This window comes from Mesorhizobium ciceri biovar biserrulae WSM1271 (genome assembly GCF_000185905.1).
Taxonomy (GTDB): domain Bacteria; phylum Pseudomonadota; class Alphaproteobacteria; order Rhizobiales; family Rhizobiaceae; genus Mesorhizobium; species Mesorhizobium ciceri.
In genome coordinates, this window is record NC_014918.1 from 321,602 (window position 1) to 337,991 (window position 16,390).

General features: G+C 62.5%; 13 protein-coding genes. All 13 read right to left on the reverse strand.

What is annotated here, in order from left to right; translation table 11 throughout:
* Positions 1–3 precede the first annotated feature (3 nt).
* From tagF to tssA, 13 genes are read right to left on the reverse strand one after another with little or no spacing between them, the layout of a single operon-like run.
* Positions 4–546 carry a type VI secretion system-associated protein TagF gene (gene tagF, locus MESCI_RS31735; RefSeq protein WP_024504484.1) on the reverse strand — a complete coding sequence of 181 codons (543 nt, stop codon included), beginning with the start codon at positions 544–546 and terminating at the stop codon, positions 4–6.
* Positions 528–4,067: a type VI secretion system membrane subunit TssM gene (tssM, locus tag MESCI_RS31740; protein ID WP_013525299.1), complete on the reverse strand. Its 3,540-nt coding sequence runs from the start codon at positions 4,065–4,067 to the stop codon at positions 528–530. Before tssM ends, tagF begins: the two co-directional genes overlap by 19 nt.
* A gap of 1 nt (position 4,068) precedes the next feature.
* On the reverse strand, positions 4,069–5,391 hold the full coding sequence (gene icmH, locus MESCI_RS31745; protein WP_013525300.1) for a type IVB secretion system protein IcmH/DotU: 1,323 nt from the start codon (positions 5,389–5,391) through the stop codon (positions 4,069–4,071).
* 4 nt (positions 5,392–5,395) lie between these two features.
* Positions 5,396–6,730 carry a type VI secretion system baseplate subunit TssK gene (gene tssK, locus MESCI_RS31750; protein ID WP_013525301.1) on the reverse strand — a complete coding sequence of 445 codons (1,335 nt, stop codon included), beginning with the start codon at positions 6,728–6,730 and terminating at the stop codon, positions 5,396–5,398.
* Positions 6,731–6,770: 40 nt separating this feature from the next.
* The gene (gene tssJ, locus MESCI_RS31755) at positions 6,771–7,223 is read right to left on the reverse strand and encodes a type VI secretion system lipoprotein TssJ (RefSeq protein ID WP_013525302.1); all 453 of its coding nucleotides are present in this window, start codon (positions 7,221–7,223) and stop codon (positions 6,771–6,773) included.
* Positions 7,224–7,226: 3 nt separating this feature from the next.
* Positions 7,227–8,699 carry a type VI secretion system-associated FHA domain protein TagH gene (gene tagH, locus MESCI_RS31760; protein ID WP_013525303.1) on the reverse strand — a complete coding sequence of 491 codons (1,473 nt, stop codon included), beginning with the start codon at positions 8,697–8,699 and terminating at the stop codon, positions 7,227–7,229.
* Complete coding sequence (gene tssG / locus MESCI_RS31765; protein ID WP_013525304.1) at positions 8,696–9,763, reverse strand: type VI secretion system baseplate subunit TssG; 1,068 nt, start codon at positions 9,761–9,763, stop codon at positions 8,696–8,698. Before tssG ends, tagH begins: the two co-directional genes overlap by 4 nt.
* Entirely contained in the window at positions 9,727–11,601 is a 1,875-nt protein-coding gene (gene tssF / locus MESCI_RS31770; RefSeq protein WP_013525305.1) for a type VI secretion system baseplate subunit TssF, read from the reverse strand. The genes tssG and tssF overlap by 37 nt, the downstream gene beginning before the upstream one ends.
* A 1-nt stretch (position 11,602) precedes the next feature.
* Positions 11,603–12,358 (reverse strand): type VI secretion system baseplate subunit TssE, encoded by a 756-nt coding sequence (gene tssE / locus MESCI_RS31775; protein ID WP_013525306.1) that lies wholly within the window; start codon positions 12,356–12,358, stop codon positions 11,603–11,605.
* The gene (locus tag MESCI_RS31780) at positions 12,345–12,803 is read right to left on the reverse strand and encodes an Hcp family type VI secretion system effector (protein WP_013525307.1); all 459 of its coding nucleotides are present in this window, start codon (positions 12,801–12,803) and stop codon (positions 12,345–12,347) included. Before MESCI_RS31780 ends, tssE begins: the two co-directional genes overlap by 14 nt.
* A gap of 46 nt (positions 12,804–12,849) precedes the next feature.
* Complete coding sequence (gene tssC, locus MESCI_RS31785; protein WP_024504477.1) at positions 12,850–14,355, reverse strand: type VI secretion system contractile sheath large subunit; 1,506 nt, start codon at positions 14,353–14,355, stop codon at positions 12,850–12,852.
* A 2-nt stretch (positions 14,356–14,357) separates the two neighbouring features.
* Positions 14,358–14,897: a type VI secretion system contractile sheath small subunit gene (tssB, locus tag MESCI_RS31790; protein WP_013525309.1), complete on the reverse strand. Its 540-nt coding sequence runs from the start codon at positions 14,895–14,897 to the stop codon at positions 14,358–14,360.
* A 6-nt stretch (positions 14,898–14,903) separates the two neighbouring features.
* A complete protein-coding gene (gene tssA, locus MESCI_RS31795) occupies positions 14,904–16,076 on the reverse strand; it encodes a type VI secretion system protein TssA (RefSeq protein WP_013525310.1) in 1,173 nt (390 codons plus the stop codon).
* Between the last annotated feature and the right edge of the window lie 314 nt (positions 16,077–16,390).

Consider the following 16,390-nt stretch of genomic DNA (forward strand, 5'->3'; position numbering starts at 1 on the left):
CGGTCAACAGATCTCCCCACTGACGGCAAGGAGAGATTCGAGGATTTTGGTGGGTTCCTCCGGATCGACGTCGTAAAGGTCGGAGGTTGCGGTCCACACGACCATGCCGTCGATCGCTTCCCCGCGTTCGTCGCGATCAGGGAAGGGAAAAACCAGCAGCGCCTGGTCGAGCGCGTCCGGCGTCAGCCCGGTCTCCTGGGTTTCAAAACAAAGCGCTTCCATGTCGCGGAACCAGTCGGCCCTACGCGTCATCGTCTCGTCCGCAGAGGACATCATCGCGACGATGCTAAGAGGAAAGCGCCGTCCAACCCGGTCGGCCGAGGGCAAGATTACCCCCGCCGCGTTTCCGAATGCCGCAGGCCCTGAGATGAAACGTAGTGGGATTCGTTCGTCCCAGGCTTTCGAGCCCATCAGCGGGACGAGATGCTGCGCCAGCCAGCGGTCCCAAGCGCGCACAAAGTCGCCCGGCAGCCGCCTCGTCACGAAATCGCCGGTGGCGGGCATTTTTCCGTAAAAACCGGGCACATTCATATCTGCGGCGGACATGTGAACTTCTTGAACATTTCGAGGTTGTACGGATTTTCGACGCTGGCGGCCTTGAGCTCGAAATCGGCGTACATGCCTTTCGTGCCCAGACGCAGGCTGTAGACGTCGGTCAGCGAAGTGCTGGCGAAGCGGCCACTGCGGAGCATCCTCAGCCACGCCCAGCTGCCGGTTTCGTTGAGCATTATTTCAGGCGATCCGTCGATCGGCTGGAAGGCGAGCGAGATGACGCCCGTGCCGTCCTTGCCGGGCCATGTCATGGGTTGCGGCCGCGTTGCGTTGTTGTAGTAGACGAGGCTCTGGCCATCGAGATTGAGCGTGACGCGCGTGACGTTGGGAGACAGGTCCTTCGGTTCAAGCGTGAAGCTCATCACGGGTCCGCTGCCGCCCGCAAATAGATCGTCGCGGATGTGCCTGGCCTGCTCGAACGCCGCCAAGGCCGAACCGTCAAGGCCGAAATCGGCGCGCCATTTCCATGGCTGGCTGGTCATGTCGACATAGTTGATCAGATGGTCGTTGATGAAACCGTCGATCAGCCCGGCCGGCCCAAAGAGGCGGGCGAAATCCCGTACGTTCACGTCCACCGCGCTCTCGGCGCTGAACGGATAGCGGTCGTTCAGCGCCGCCTGGCAGAAAGGCAGGATATCGGCCCGCCAGATGGCATTGAGCTCCGAAGTGACCGCCTTCTGAGTCAAATTGCTGGTGTCGCCGGCAATCCCGCCCAGCCAAATGCTGATAGGGTCGGGCAGGATCTGTGCCTGCCGGGCGACCGCTCCCGTCAGTTCGGCAAGGCCGCCCTGCTTCTTGATAGCATCCTGCGGATTGGGGTTCGCGGTGACCGTCTGCAGCACGTTGGATAGCGCGGTCAGCGCGACGACCGCGGCATCCAGTGCCGGCGGCTGGCCATCGACCTCGGCAATGGTGCTCTTGAGTGGTTTGAAATGTTCGGCCACAAGATTGCCGGTCAGGTCCACCTCGCTGGCCGAACCCGCCCGTGGCAACAGTTTTGCCCCTGTTTTCACTATCTTGCCAAGCTTGCCCAGTTTGCCGAGCAGTTTCGAGCCGCCTTTGGCTGCCGCCTTGTCATCTCCGGCGGGCGCGTCATCCGAACGGGTGAGCTCCGTCTCTTGCACCACTGCCGTCAGCAGGCGCTTCAGCGCGGAATCGGCGCTCGAAAGATCCTTGAGGTTCTCACTGGCGACGATGAGATCGGTCAATGGCGCGAGCCTCATGTCGCGCAGGAAGCTGTCCCATTGCGCGATATAGTCGTCATAGTAGAGCTTCAGAATATCCTCGGACAGCGCCGAGACCGAGGTTTCGGAGTTCTCTGAGCAGCCGCCAGCGAAAACGGCACGATCGAGCGCCGCCTGTGCGGCGACATCGTCGATGCGATCGAGAATGACGTCGTGAAAGCCGGCATAGGTGAATGCTCCGGAAATGCCGACGCGAAGCGTCTTGGCGGAACGCCGCGCGAACACCTTGCTGCCGTTGGGGCCGGCGAAATTCGCCGGGATCCACTCCTTGAGCCCGGCCACTGCCGGATCGGCCAGCAACTGTTTGTAGGCGCGCGCCGGCAACGAAATGGTACACACCGTTTTCAGCGCTTCGGCAACCAGGGCCTGGTCGGGCGCGACATAGCTCTCGTCGACCGTCATCCGGCGGATGGCGGCAAGCTGATGCTCTTCGGCATCGGCGGTCGGAAATGGTGCCGCGGCCGCGAATTCGGGCAAGCTGTTCGCCCACCAGTCTTGGGCGTAATCGGGATCCATCTGAGACAGGCCCGTCATCATGCGATAGGTTTTCAGCGCTCCGAGCATGAAATCCGGGTCGCGGATCTGCCGCCACATCGTCGCCTCGAGCAAGGCGATCATGCGTGGCTCAAGAATATTGCGCAGGGCATGATCGTACGTGTCGGTCTGCGCCCGCACCATTTCCGCGGAGGCCGATGGTCCCAGTAGATCCTGGGCGGCGCCAGGCGGTGCTGTCCGGGCGGTTGCGACCGCGTCCATCGCACCGAGCGCGCCGTCCATGGCGGGCTGCTCCACCGATGCCGGCGTTGCAGCGATGGAGGTCAGCGGCGTCTGCAGCGCTTCGAACTGGCCTGCCTGGGCCGTTATCGCGTTGCGGTTGTCAAAATAGGACCAGGTGAACAACCCGCCGGCCAACAATGCCGCCGCCGCGCAAGCGGCTGCCGCACCCCGCCAGATCCAGGCGCGGCGCCGTTGCGCCAGCGGATCGAACGTGCCGAGGCCCGCTTCCTTGAAGATGACTTCGGTCAGCAGGTTCTTCAGGAAGAAGCTGCGTTTTTCGACCCTTGGTGCGGGCAGCGCCCGTCGCGGCGGCAGGCCGAAGGACGAAGACAGCGCCGCGGTCAGCCGGTCGATGGGCGCTCCTTCCTGCGTCGCCGATGTCAGATAGAGCCCGCGCAACCACGCGACCTCTTCATACCGGCTTTCGCCGAACATTGCCTCGACCAGCACCTGTATCGGTTCGGACAGGCTTGCCAGTTGGGCGGGAAAGCGGAAAATCTCGGCACGGGCGGCGAGTTTGTCCTCATCTTCCAGCCGCGGCACCAGCCTCCGCTCAAGTTCCGTCGCCAGCGCGGAAATTTCCCGTTCAATGGTCTTCGCATCGACACGCGCTTCCAGCGCGAAGGTGGTCCCCCATACCTGCTCGCGCGAAGCCGTGGACAAGCCGCCGAAGAAAGCCTCGAAACCCTTGATCAGATCGGCCTTGTTCAGCATCAGATAGACCGGAAGGCGGATTTCGAGCCGGTCGTTGAGTTCGGCCAACCGGCGGCGGATCTTGCGGCCGTGCGCCTTGATGGCTTCATCGCCCTCCCAAAGCACGTCGATCGAAAGCGCGACGATTACGCCATTCAGCGCGCGGCGTCCGCGGTGCTTTTTCAACAGGTCGAGGAAGCCCAGCCATTCAACCGCGTCCACATCGGGCTGGCTCTCCTGCTGGACATAACGGCCGGCGGTGTCGATCAGAACCGCATGTTCGGAAAAGAACCAGTCGCAGTTGCGCGTGCCGCCGACCCCCTGCAGGTCCTCGGTGAGGTCGATCGGAAAATTCAGCCCGGACTGCCGCAAGGCCGTGGTCTTGCCGGTGGCCGGCGGCCCGACGATCACATACCATGGCATTTCGCGCAGAAACTTTCGTCCGCCCAGCTTGCGGCGCTTCAGTTCGGCCATCACCTCGGCGAACTTGGCACCGACGGCCGCGACATTCTCTTCGCCGGGTCTGAGCGGCTTTTCCACCACCGGCGCGGCAATCTCGGCGACGAACATGCGGTTGGCGCGGATCGCCCGGCGCTGGGCGACGATCAGCCAGGTCAGCCAGAAGATGACCAGCAGCGCAATGATGACGATGCGCACGTTATCAGAGGCGAACGGTTCATAGGGACCGACCCTGACGATCGGACCGAACACCCAGATGACCAGGGAAAGCAGCGTGAGGCCGATCAGCGTCCATAGCCAGCGTGATGTCAGGACAGCCCAAAGGAAGCGCAGGATGAACATCTCACAGCCTCTTTTCGACAAGCACCTCGACGCGGCGGTTCAAGGCCCGCCCCTCGCGCGTGCTGTCGGTGGCGACTGGATCGGTGGCCGCGCGGCCCTCGGAATGGACGCGATCCCGCGGCACTCCGTTCTGGACCAGCATGTCGGCAATCGTCTGGGCGCGAGCCTCCGACAGTCGCTGGTTGGTCGACAGCGGATTGGTCTTTTGCAGGGGAACGCTGTCGGTATGACCGACGACGGTGATGTTTCCGATCAGCTCCTGGTTGGCGAGGATCACCTTGGCGAGCGACCCGATCAGGGGCTCGAAGCCTTCGGTCAGTTGTGGCCGTGACGACTGGAACAGTTCGGGATTGGAGGCCTGGATCGTCAGCTTGGCCAGCGAAACGCTTTCGGTGCCGCTGAGGGCGGATCTGAGGTCGGCGGGCGCCCCGGCCTGAAATTCCGGCAACAGCGCAAAATCCACCTTCTCCGGCGGCGGGGCATCGACTTTGGGCGACGTGCGGGTGATGTCGCCGCGCGCGGGCGGCGGCAGCGCGCGAACAAGTGCGGAGAGCTCGACCGCCTGGCTGCTCAGTGCCATCGAGAGCCCGACATGGATTGTCATGGCTGCAACCGCCGCACCGAGCGCCATGACCCAGATCGGAACGATGAAGCGCTGCGGCTCGTCAGATGCGATCACGCCTTTCCAGTTTGGCGACAGTGGCGCGCCTTCGGCGTCGGCATCGCGTAGGAAGCGTGCCGCCGCCACGCGAACGGCATTGAGCGAGCGGTCGCCGGATCGGGCCGACACGCGATATTTGCCACGAAAGCCAAGCGCCATGCATTGATACTGCAGTTCCAGCAATTCGCGATCACGGTTGGGATGGCGCTCGAGTTCGTCGAGACGGGTGAAGAACTGCGTGCCGGCATCGACATCGCCGCGCAGCATGACCACAAGCGGCTGCCGCGGCCAGGCGCTGGCACCGCCCCATGGCGTGTTCAGGGCCAGATCGTCGAGCAACGCCGCCACCACCCAGGCCGCCTGGTCGGCGCGCTCCATTGAGGATCCGACCGACATAGCCGTGTCGCGTGCCCGGACCAGTTCTTCGAGCAATCGGGTACGCAATGCTTCCGGATTGTCCGGCGGCAGCGCACTTTCAAGCTCGGGACCGAATTCGAGCAAGGGCGCAAATGCGTTGACGAGTGCGTTCGGATGGGTGCGGGAGCGCTTTACCGACGCGCTCGGCAAAGGTGGCGCCATCGGCCGCGGCATCGGCGCGCCGGTCAATCGAATGCGGGTGCGTTCGCGATCCTCCGACAGTCCGAACGGATCATCGCGGCTCATGATCTCACCTGTTCACCGAATAGCAGTCCACCTGCGGCTCGCTTGGCAACACGCCCGAAACGCCGATGACGAAGCCGGGAGCGTCGAGCAGCGACGCCCAGTGCTCACTTTTCTGGTCCAGTTCCAGGCATAACCGATCGCCATCGTAAGGAATCTCGCGCGGCTGGGAATGAAGCGGTTTCAGCGGAATGCCGGGCAAGCGCGATTTCCACAGGCCCTCGAACTGGTCGGCCGAGCCGACGGTTGCCTGATTGACGAATATCTTGCGCAGCGCGTCTTCCGACAACTCCGAACCGACCCGGATGACGATCCGGCTGGCCACCAGCAGCTTCGGATTGTCGATGCGGATCTTCCAGACATTGGTCGAATGCCGCATGACAGGCAGCGCACGCGATTTGGGCTCGATGTAACGCAGGCTGAGGATGAGCGAGCGCAGCGCATCCGCCAGCGCCGAATAGGCGGGGCCAGGCGCCATGTGATCGTAGGCGGGCAACTCGCCCAGCCGCCGCGCGCTCGATCCGTAGGTCGCCATCGAACCGGCGAGACCGGCAAGTTCCAGGTAAAGCTCGGCTGGATGGAACACATCCTGAGCCAGCATGTGGGCCAGCCGCGGACGTGCCGCATTGGCGAGATTGAGCATCAGCAAATCTTCGACGCTGCGCCCAGGTCCGCCCATGACCATCTTGCCATGCGCCTCGGCGATCTGGTCGAGGCCGGTGACAACTTCCAGCAGCAATTGCCGGTACCAGGCCACGGCGCCCGTAACCAAGGTCGGTGGCAGGAAGGTCTCGTCCAGGGAGACGCCGCCATCGGCTCGAATCCCCTTGAGGTCGGCGATCGGCAAGGCCGTGTAGCCACCGACCGACTTGCCGGGTGCGAGCAGCAGCGCCTGCGGCCGGGCAATTTCGATTTCTTCAGGGTCTGAACCGCCCTGGACGGCGTCACGCACCGAAACGATCCGCCCATGATATCGCGCACCCGAGGCGGCAGCGTGTGCCGGATCGAAGCCGACACCGCCCGGAGGCTCCAGCGGCAAGGCGATCAGCACCGGTCCGGCGCCCGTGTCAGGGGTGACCGGCAGCGGTCGCGGCGCGTCCATCATGTCCGGGATGGAAAAAGGTGTCCCATCCGGAAAGATGCCCCGCGCGGACAGGATCGAGATCTGGCCGGCTTCCAGCAACGCCTGGTCCAGCGTCAGCTGTTGGAAACCGAACGTATGCAATTGCCCGGCCTGCAACGCGCCGCGCACCGTCGCCTCGAAAAAGCGATCCTGCTGCTGGAAATGCTGGGTCCGCAGGAAAAGCCCTTCGGACCATAGCACCCTGTTTGCATTGCTCATGCCGCTACTCTCTGCATCGAGCTCCCCTTGCCCTTTGCCGCTAGGCGGAAATGCCGCCGCTGCCAAGCGTGACGTTGATCGTGAATTTCGATCCCGACGACACCGACTTGGTTGTCCGCCAGTTCCGGCCGCCGGGCTCGCGGATCAGAGCAACAAAGCCCAGCGCCGTCGCGTCCGGCTCGACCGTGATGGTTTTGGATGCGGATTTTCCCGGCCCGACGGAAATCTGGTCGGATCCGATGAGATCGCCCGCCAGCGCCGTGCCGGTATCCCCCTGCAGCGCGAAATAGTCGGCGGAATTGAATTTGCCGGTGCTTTTCAGCCGCATCACCAGGATCGTTACCGGCCGGTCGCCGCCGCCTGGTCCCGGGTTCATGCCAGCACCGCCGGTTACGTTGACGGTGATCACCGATGGTTTCGGCGGACCACTCTGGCAAGCCGCAAGCAACCCTGTCGCGCCCAAGGCAACAACAAATTCACGTCGATCAATCATCTCTCACTCCTCCTCATATGCATCTCGAAAATCAGCGCCGATTTCGCCAAGGAAGCTCTTTTCAGCACTCTCGGCGATTTCACGATGGCGCTTCTGGTAAAGTTCCCACAGCTTGGCGCCCCGCCCCCCAGAGAGAAGGGTTCCGATCGCGGAATTCGATTTCAGCTCTTCCTCGATCACTACCGGGTCAAAACGGTCGATCATCCGCCGCATGGCGGTCTGTATGCCTCGCCAGGCGCGTACGTGATGTTGCGCGAGATCGCGCACCGCATCGGTGATTGCCGCTTCACCGCCGAGAAATCCTGGGCTGCGCTCAGCGATAAGCGTTATGATGGCGTCGTCGACGGTCGGCAGGAACTTGAGCGGATTGACTTCGGAGGCCCCGACCATGGTCTGCGCGACGCGCGCGTTTCCCTTTTCCTCGGCCCGCTTGCGCAGAAGCTGCATCAGGCCTTCCATCATCATCCGGTATTCGCGACCGAACTTCTCCATTTCCGCGATGCAGTCGCGTCCGGGGAAATCGGCTTCCTCGACACCCATGCCATGCAGGAATGCGGCGCGAAGCGCCATCTCCTCCGGCCGCGCCGCAGCCAGCGCCGGGGCGCCTTTGGGAGCAGCACCCACACGTGGTGATGCAGGGGTAGCTGCGGGCTGCACCGGCAAATCCCAGGGATTGGCTGATTGGGATCGCTGGGCGATGCGCTCGCGCTGTTCGATCGAACTGGCGCCGTTCGCCGAACTGAGCGTGGCGGCTGGTCCGAAAGCAAAGTCATCATGGGTTCCGGACGGCTTGTCACGGGCAGCTTGGGCTGCGCGGTCGGGGGACGGTACCGCGTCGAGGCTGAACGGGTCCGCTTGGCTCGCCGCGCCGCCCGGTTCGCGATAAGGGGCGGGATTTTTCGACACCGGCGTCGAAACCGGATCGAGGCTGAACGGGTCATCGAAAGCGGCCGAGTGGCGCTGGTCGGAGTTGGCACGTTCGAATGCACCCGCAACCGGCTGCTCGAAAGGGTTCGGCAGATCGGCCGGACGTGGCCGTCGCGGCTCTTCTTCGACCTTGGCGGAAAAGAAGTCATCGCGACCGATGCTCACCGGGGCCCGGGATGCTGGCGGCGCGCGTTCCGAAACCGGCTGGCCGGCCGCTGGTGCTTGAGTGGCTGGCGTTTGCAGGTCGACATGGACGACGTAGTCGCCCAATCTCAGCCGCATGCCACTTTGAAGGCGCGTCGACTTGCCGGCACCGAGCGGGCTGTCGGAGTCGTTTATGAACAATCCGCTGCTCGACGTGTCGGTGACGAAATATCCATCTCGCCCGCCAGAGATCTTGCAATGTGCCCTTGAAACGAACATGTCGGGATCGTTGATCTGCCAACCCGCGTCCGCGCTGCGGCCGATCACCAGCTCACCCTCGTCAAGCCGGGCCTGCCGCACCGCCTGGGTGCGTGGCCCTTGCTCCAGTGTCAGCAGCAGGCTCATGCCGCGACCCCCGTCATTTCCGGCCGCCATCCGACGATTGTCCGCAGCCGCATGTCGTCAGCATCGCCCCTTTCGATGGGTCGCGCAAGCCAGGCGGTCCGCCCGAGCCGAACCGCTCCGATTTGGGGCGGCGGTACGGCTTCACGCGCAAGCACGATGCGCAGATCGACGTCGAGCGACTCCCCGACCATGTCGCGAACGGCCTGCTTGAACAGCTTGAGCCGCTCGCCGCCAGGCAGGAACGCCTTGAACTCCTCATACCCCAGCGGGCCGACACGCAGTTCGATCCTGCTTTGGCGGCTGAAAACGCGTGGGCCGATCGTCGCGCCCTTGCCGAGCCCTGCAAAGGCCTTTGCAAGACGGGTCTGGAGACCGGTTGGTACTGTTATCCAGGCGGAGATGAACTCCTTGATCTGTACCGGCGCCTTGAACGCTTCCGCCAGGAACAGCGTCAGCCGTTCCGGGCCGTCGACCTGATTGGCCAGCGAAGCCGCCTGGCGAAGCTTCACCGTATCGAGATTGGGGTCCTGCGTGCCGGGAAGTCCGATCCCGGCCATGGCTTCAAGCATGGCGCGAACGCGCCCGCCGACCGCGCGTTCGGCCTGCACGGCCGGGTGCGCATCCGCCCAGGCCCGATAGTAGAGGGCGATCATACGGTGCTGCAGAATGTTGACGAAGTCGACGAACGTCGTGTCGCTGGTCAGTTGTGCCTCGGCGCCGGCGAACCAGCGTTGCGAGAGCCGGTCGAGCACCCAGCGCGTCAGATGCAGCGGCATTGGACCCTCGGGTCCCAGCAGACCAAAATTTGCCACCGTGACCCGGGCCGGTGCCGCATCGCGGGCTTCGCGGAACACAACCAGGTCCCGTGCGGAAAAGGCGAGGCGCACATGCTGGCCGAGCCGTGCCGGCTCACGGTCGGGACGGCCGGAATGGCCGAACAGACCGTTCCGTTGTTCGAGGCGGCGCAGCAGTTCGAAAAAGTCGAACGTCTCGGACAGACCTTCGGCCCTGTTCGGGCCGGGCTTGTCTAGATCAGGTAGCGATTGCCGGGCGTCATCGGCCATGGCACATCCTCCTGCTTCTGCAGCAGCCGCGTGCGAGTTCGCACGAAGCCGTTTATCCCGGCGTGACGAGCAAACAACCGCGCCAGCAAGGCCGAAAGCAGCAAGGTACTTTGGCCGGCCAGGACCGATTGATCAACATGCAACGTGACTTCGGTACCGCGTCCAAAGCACATCGGTCCATCGATTTGCAGACGTTCGATGACCGGCTGCGAGTCGATACGCACGATCGAATGCACATTTCGGGCAAGGCTTGGATCGCCGCGATCGGCATAAAGGTCGAGTAGCGCATGCAGGGGATCGATGCCGCGGCCTTCTTTGGCAAGACTGAGAAAGTTGAGCGCGAGCTGCGCCACCAGCCGCCAGGCGAGATCATCGGCCCGCGATTCCCCGTCGGCCCCAGCAGGCAGTGCCGCAGGAATGGCTGGCTGCGGCGCACGCAAGGCGCCAAGAAGCCTCACGGTTTCGACCGGGTCGCCGGCCTCTAACGTCAACGTCGGATTGTCATCGAGGATCGGCAGATCACGATTGGTGCAAAGCGCCATCACGTCGAGCCGCTTCAGCGGCCGGGTCGCCGGCCTTACGAGCGGCCGGGACACGGCCAGGAAAACGTCATCCCCGGTATAGGACGTTCGCGTCAGGCCTTCGCGGCGCTCCTCCTCCATCGCGCGGCGAGGGCGCCTTTCGGTCGAATAGACCCAACCACTACCGCGGTTCTGACCCAGGCTGAAGAGCTCGGGGATTTCGGCGTCGTTGCCTTCCGTGTCGGCGTCCTCGACGCGGATGACCCGGTAGATTTCGAAGTCACGCGCCCGCGTCCGGTCCGCATGCAACACCTGGCGCGTCTTGCGTTCATCGACTTCGACGACGTTGCACTCGCGTTCGAACAGATTGATGATCGGTGTCGCGAAAAGTTCGAAGTCCGCCGGCGTCAGATCGGCCAGCTCGGGAACCGTGCGTTTGAACAGGAAAATGATCTCGAGTCCGGCCGCGCATTGGCGCACGACAGGCTGCAATCCCAAAACCCGTGCATAGTGAAAACGCTCGGGCATCATGAAGTATTCGCGCAGCAACCGGTATCCTTCGAATGTCGGGCGGGTGCGCGGCATCAAGGCCTCGTCGTCGCTGATGCCGATCATCTCGGGTGCCGGCAACGGCGACAGCGGGTTGGTCTTGCCTTCCGGTCGCGCTGCTGTGGCCGCGCAGGCGCCGAAAATCGCATCGAACAGTAGCGGCGCCTTGGTGCGTCCGGCAAAATAGAGGTCAAGCCGGTCGAGAGCCAGTTCGTCGAGCTTGCCTTTTCCGGTCCTGGCCAGCGTGAGGCGGAGCGCCGACTCGCCGCTGACACCGCCGATCGGTCCTATGCCAGCCATCGCCATCGCACTGCGGTCCTGAAAAAAGCTGACCGAAGTGACCGCGATCGGCCATAGAGTCATTTCCTGGGCGGTTGAGAAAATGCAGCGCGTTGACAGGCCTGGCTGCAGGCTGGAAACCAGCCGTGTGTTGCGCTTGACGACGTGGCCGGCCAGCATGGTCTGGACCTGCTGGCCGGGTTTCAGCACCGCCATCGCCGTTGCCGGCGCCGGCGTGACCAGATCGGGATAGAGAACGTCGAGCACACTGCGGGAAAATCGCGAGCGCTCGGCATCGACCTTTAGCCGGGTGCGCGCGGCCAGGAAGGCTACGCCATCGAGCAGGCGCTCGACATATGGGTCCGGACACGGCACCGTATCGAGGGAAAGGTTGCGCGCCACCGCCGGATGCATGTCTGCGAATTCCGATGCAAGAGCGCGGATATGGCTCAGTTCCTCCTCGTAATATTCGACGAAGACCCGATCCATCTCAGGCCTCCCCAATTTCGGTCCGCGCCAAACCGTTGTCGAGATTGATCGTGGTGCGCAGGCGCATGCGTTCGGGAGTCGGGGTCATGATCAGAACGGCGTCTATCTCGATCTTCAGGCCGACGGTGTTGTCGCCAAGCGTGACCGTTACCTTTGTTGCGCTTTCCTTCAGGCGGGGCTCGAAGGTCGCGAGCACCATGCGGATCTCACGTGCCAACACCTCGCGATCGAAGTCGCGCGACGAGCGGCCCGAGAAGGAGGGCACGCCGTAATTGACCACGCTGCGGCGGACCTCCGGGAAATCGGCAAGCGAAGGGGGATTGTCCGCAACCTGTTCATTTTCCAGGTCGGAAAGAAGCGGCGTCGCCTCGAAGCGCTCTGTGTTGAAGAGCGCCTCGATGTCACGCCGTACCGCTTCCCTGAGCACGCGCGCCGATACCACCACGCCACGGCTTTCGATTTCGACGCGGTGCTGGGTCTGAACGGCCAACCGATGCAGACGGCGTTTCTGATCCGGTGTCAGTACCACATCGGCGTCGATGGCACGCGTGCTGCCGGCAACGAGTGTGTCGAGACGGTCCGCGCCAAGCTCGTCGAGCAGGACATGGCGCAGCCCGTCTATTTCCGAGGTCAGGCCCGGCAGATCATTGACGAGACGATCCCAAAGCGACGGCTGGACGGCTTCGCTTTTCGCCCGCAAGCTGCCAGTGGTCTGCTGCATGCCCGCGCCGGGTCGCCGAACCTCACTTGCCGACATAGACATCCATTTCGGCTTCATCATTGCCGTCATAGACGAATTTGATCTTCTTGTAGGCGAAGCTGACCTCTTCCTGGATCAGGTCTTCCTCATCCTCGGCCTGCGACATGTCGTATTCCATGATCGAGGCGTCGGTGAGGGTAACGACCAGGTAATCCTTGGTCTCGCCATCGATGGTCCGGCGGGCCGAGAACACCACCTCATCAAGGGCCTTGTTTTCGAACAAAGCCTTTTTCAGATAGGGCGATGATTTGTCGTAGTGCTTGGTGAATTTGATCATCCCCATGGAGACGCGGCCACGGCGTGACAGCGAATTGGGATCATAAGGTGCGACCATCTTGTAGTCGACGCCATGGATTTCAATCTCGTCATCGTGGCCGTCGCGGGTGCTGGGGCCTTTGATATCGGGAACCTTCAGGAAGCCATCAATCTTCGTAGTCGGCATTGTGTTTCTCCACCGCTTTCAAAAAACCAGGTTGTCGTTGCTGCGATCAAGTCTTAACGGACGGTAGTTCCGAGACCAGTCGGAGCGACGCATTGATGCCCTCCAGCTGGTAATGCGGGCGCAGATAGAAGCGGGCATTATAATAGCCCGGCCGCCCCTCCACGCTGTCCACCTGGACCTCGGCGGCGGCAAGCGGGCGCTTGGCGCGCGCCTTGTCGTCGGCAAAGGCCGGGTTGGCCAGCACGTATCGATTGATCCACTCGGTCAACCAGATCTGCATGTCGGCGCGCTCCTTGAACGAGCCGACCTTGTCGCGCGCGATCGCCTTGAGGTAGTGCGCAAAGCGCGAGACCGGGAACAGGTAGGGCAGGTTGGCGCTCAGCCGCTCGTTCGACTGTGCATCGGGGTCGACCAGCCGCCCCGCCCGCGTTTCGTCGTCCTGCAGCGAGTGTGCTCCGATGAAGGCCGCGAGATCGGTATTCTTCCGGTGCAGGATGGGCATCAAGCCAAGCTTGGCCAGTTCCGCCTCGCGCCGGTCGTCGATGGCGACTTCCGTGGGACATTTCATCGCGATCGAGCCATCATCGGTCGGGAAGCTATGCACCGGCAGGTTGAGCACCGTGCCACCATTCTCGACGCCGCGGATCTGCGTGCCCCAGCCGAAAAGCTTGTGACTGCGGTTGATGTTGACGCCCATCGGGAAGGCGGCGTTCATCCAGACATATTTGTTGTGATCGCCCTCCACCTCTTCCTCGAAGGTGAAACCCTTCACCGGAACGGTATCGGTGCCGTAGGGCAGCCGCGCCAGGACGCGGGGCATGGTCAGGCCGATGTAGCGAGCGTCCTCACTCTCGCGCAACGACTGCCACGAGGCATAGGCGGGGTTGGAGACGATCTGCTGCAGGTCTTGCGGGTTCGGCAGTTCCTGCCAGCTGTCCATGCGAAATAGGCGCGGCGAAGCGGCCGCGATAAACGGCGTATGCGCGGAAGCGCAGATGCCGGAGATGTTGCGCAGCAGGCCGACGTCACGTGGGTGATTGGAGAACTCGTAGGCGCCGATCACGCAGCCGATTGGTTCGCCGCCAAGCATCGAATACTCGTCTGTGTAGACTTTCTTGAAGATCGGGCTCTGGTCCCACATCTGACCTTCATAGTCTTCAAGCGTATCGGCCAGCTGCTCTTTGGAGATGTTCATCACCCGGATCTTCAGCTTCTGATCCGTCTCGGTGTTGTTGACGAGATACCACAGCCCTCGCCATGTGCCTTCCATCTCACGCACTTCCGGCGCGTGCAGGATTTCGTTGACCTGTGTCGTCAGCATCTTGTCAATGCCGGCGATCAGCGACTTGATCGATTTGATGGCATTGGAAGAGATGGTCGTGGTGTCGGAACGGGACTGCGCCGCGAGCGCGAGATTGCGCACGAGCTGTTGCAGCTTCTCGCTGTCGTCCTTCTTGACCTTGAAATCTTTTTCGAGGAGTCCGCTGAATTCATCGAGGTTTATGGCTTCGGCCTCCGCGGCGACTGAGGCGGTCTTTTGCTGTTCGGCCATGATCATTCCCCAACCTTGTCGTCGTCGGCCAGCGCCTGGCTGGCAATCTTGCCAAGAAGCGGTTCGTTGTTCAGAAGCTGCGCGATGCGCTTTTCAGCATCGACACGGCCATCCATGAAGCCGAGCAATTCCTCGAGTTGTCGACGCATCTTGAGGATCTCGGCCAGTTGCGGAACTTGCTCGGCAATCTTGTCGGGGGCGAAATCACCCATCTTGGAAAATGTAAGATCGAGCGCCAGTTCCTCGTCACGCTCCTGGCCCTCGGCCTGCGGCAGCGTGTTCTTCACCCGCGCTTTGACGCGGGGGCCGAGCGCCTCCATGAATTTTGGGAAGCGGTTCGCGTCGGTCTCGACAAAGGAGCGGTCCAGCACCGACTTTGACGCTTCCTTGGTTTGCGAAGCACCGGCAAGGTCGGCCATCACGCCCATGACAAACGGCAGTTCGATCGTCGTCGGGCTGCCGTAGGTTTCCACATCGTAGGCGATCTGCACCCGCGGCGCGCGATTTCGTTCGATGACCTTGGCTTTGCTTTCGGCTGGCATGTGTTGTTACCTTTCATCCTTCTGAGCCGTCTTCTTGGCATCGGGAACGCCGGCCAGCAGCCTGAACTCCTTCAGCCCCGAAGGGGCGAGATCTTCCATCAGTTCAACGAAATCCATGTGCACCATCCGACGGACCCGCCGAGCCAGGTGCGGAATTGGGCTCGACGGTTCGGTACGGTCATAGAAGGCGACGACCAGGTCGAGGCATTTCACCACGTCGTCGCGCGAGGAGATCCGGTCGGGGAGTCCCGTGCTCGAGTCCGCATAGCTTGCCATACTTGCCATAGCATCGGCTCCATGACCGTTTCGAGCAGGCGTTGCCAGTTCCGTCGGCACCGCCTGCGTGGCTGCGCCATTCGTCACCGCGCCGGCCGCTGAATTCCGTTCAAGTGTCGTCAGCAAACGCTGCAGGAACCGTTTTAAGTCCGGAACGGGAGTGCCGCTGCCCTCGAGACGAGCGTTGAGCGCAGTCTCGAGCGCATCCAGTGCCGTGATCGTCGCCCGGGCGTCGGCGATGAGCTGGACCATCTCCGCATTGGCCTGATCGATCTGTGCCGCACATGCGGCACGCACCCGATTCAAGAGTTGTCCGTGCGCACTGACCAGCTGCGCTTTTTCCGCCGCATTCAGCCCCGAGGCGGCTTCCTGGAGCATGACGCGATCGTCGAGCGCACCCTTCTCCAGGTCCTTGCCCTGAACCGGGCCGATTGCGCGCGGCGCGAAGAACGTCATTTGCCGCAGATTCGCCAACAACCCGTCCTGACCATTCTGCAGGTCGATCAGCGCGTTGATACGGCGCAAGGCGGCATCGCGCGGCGAAGCGTTGGGCCGCATAGCCGGATGCATGGTGTCCCAATGCTGATCGAAGGTCTGCGCGATCAGCGTCAGACCTTGCGCCAATCCGGCCAGCCCGTCTTCATTGGCCAGCGCGCGCGTGACGATGACAAGCAGGCGCAAGTCCCTGCCATGCGCGCGCAATTCCTCCGCCTTTGCGAGCACAGCGGGCCAGTCGACTGGAATCGTGCTTTGCGAGCCGGCCTTATTGTTGCCGTCGTGGACGACCTTGAGTTGGGCTTCGGTCAGGCGCTCCAACTCATGGAAAGCCGGGTCGTTGCGCAAATCTTCCCCGGACGGATTCTCACCGTCTAGCGAAGAAAGCCAGAGTGCGAGATCAATCACACCAACCCCCAGCGAAGGCCCTCAAACCTTATGTGACCTTACGTTATCACACCGGTGCACTTTACCACAATTCAACGAGTGCTCCAAAATTAACAGAAGCTGAACACCGCCATGAGTACCGAACTCCGTGGCGCAATTGTCAATCCGTATGAGAAATGCATCGCGCAGGGCGCGCAATTCCGCTGTTGTTTGCAGCCGGTGGTGCAAGACTTCCACAATACGAGGAAGCTGGCTGAACCAGGCATTGAGGCCTCGTCCACAACGCACTTTGTCAAGTGGCGGCATCTGTGGCAGTTTATCGGCTGGCAGATTGC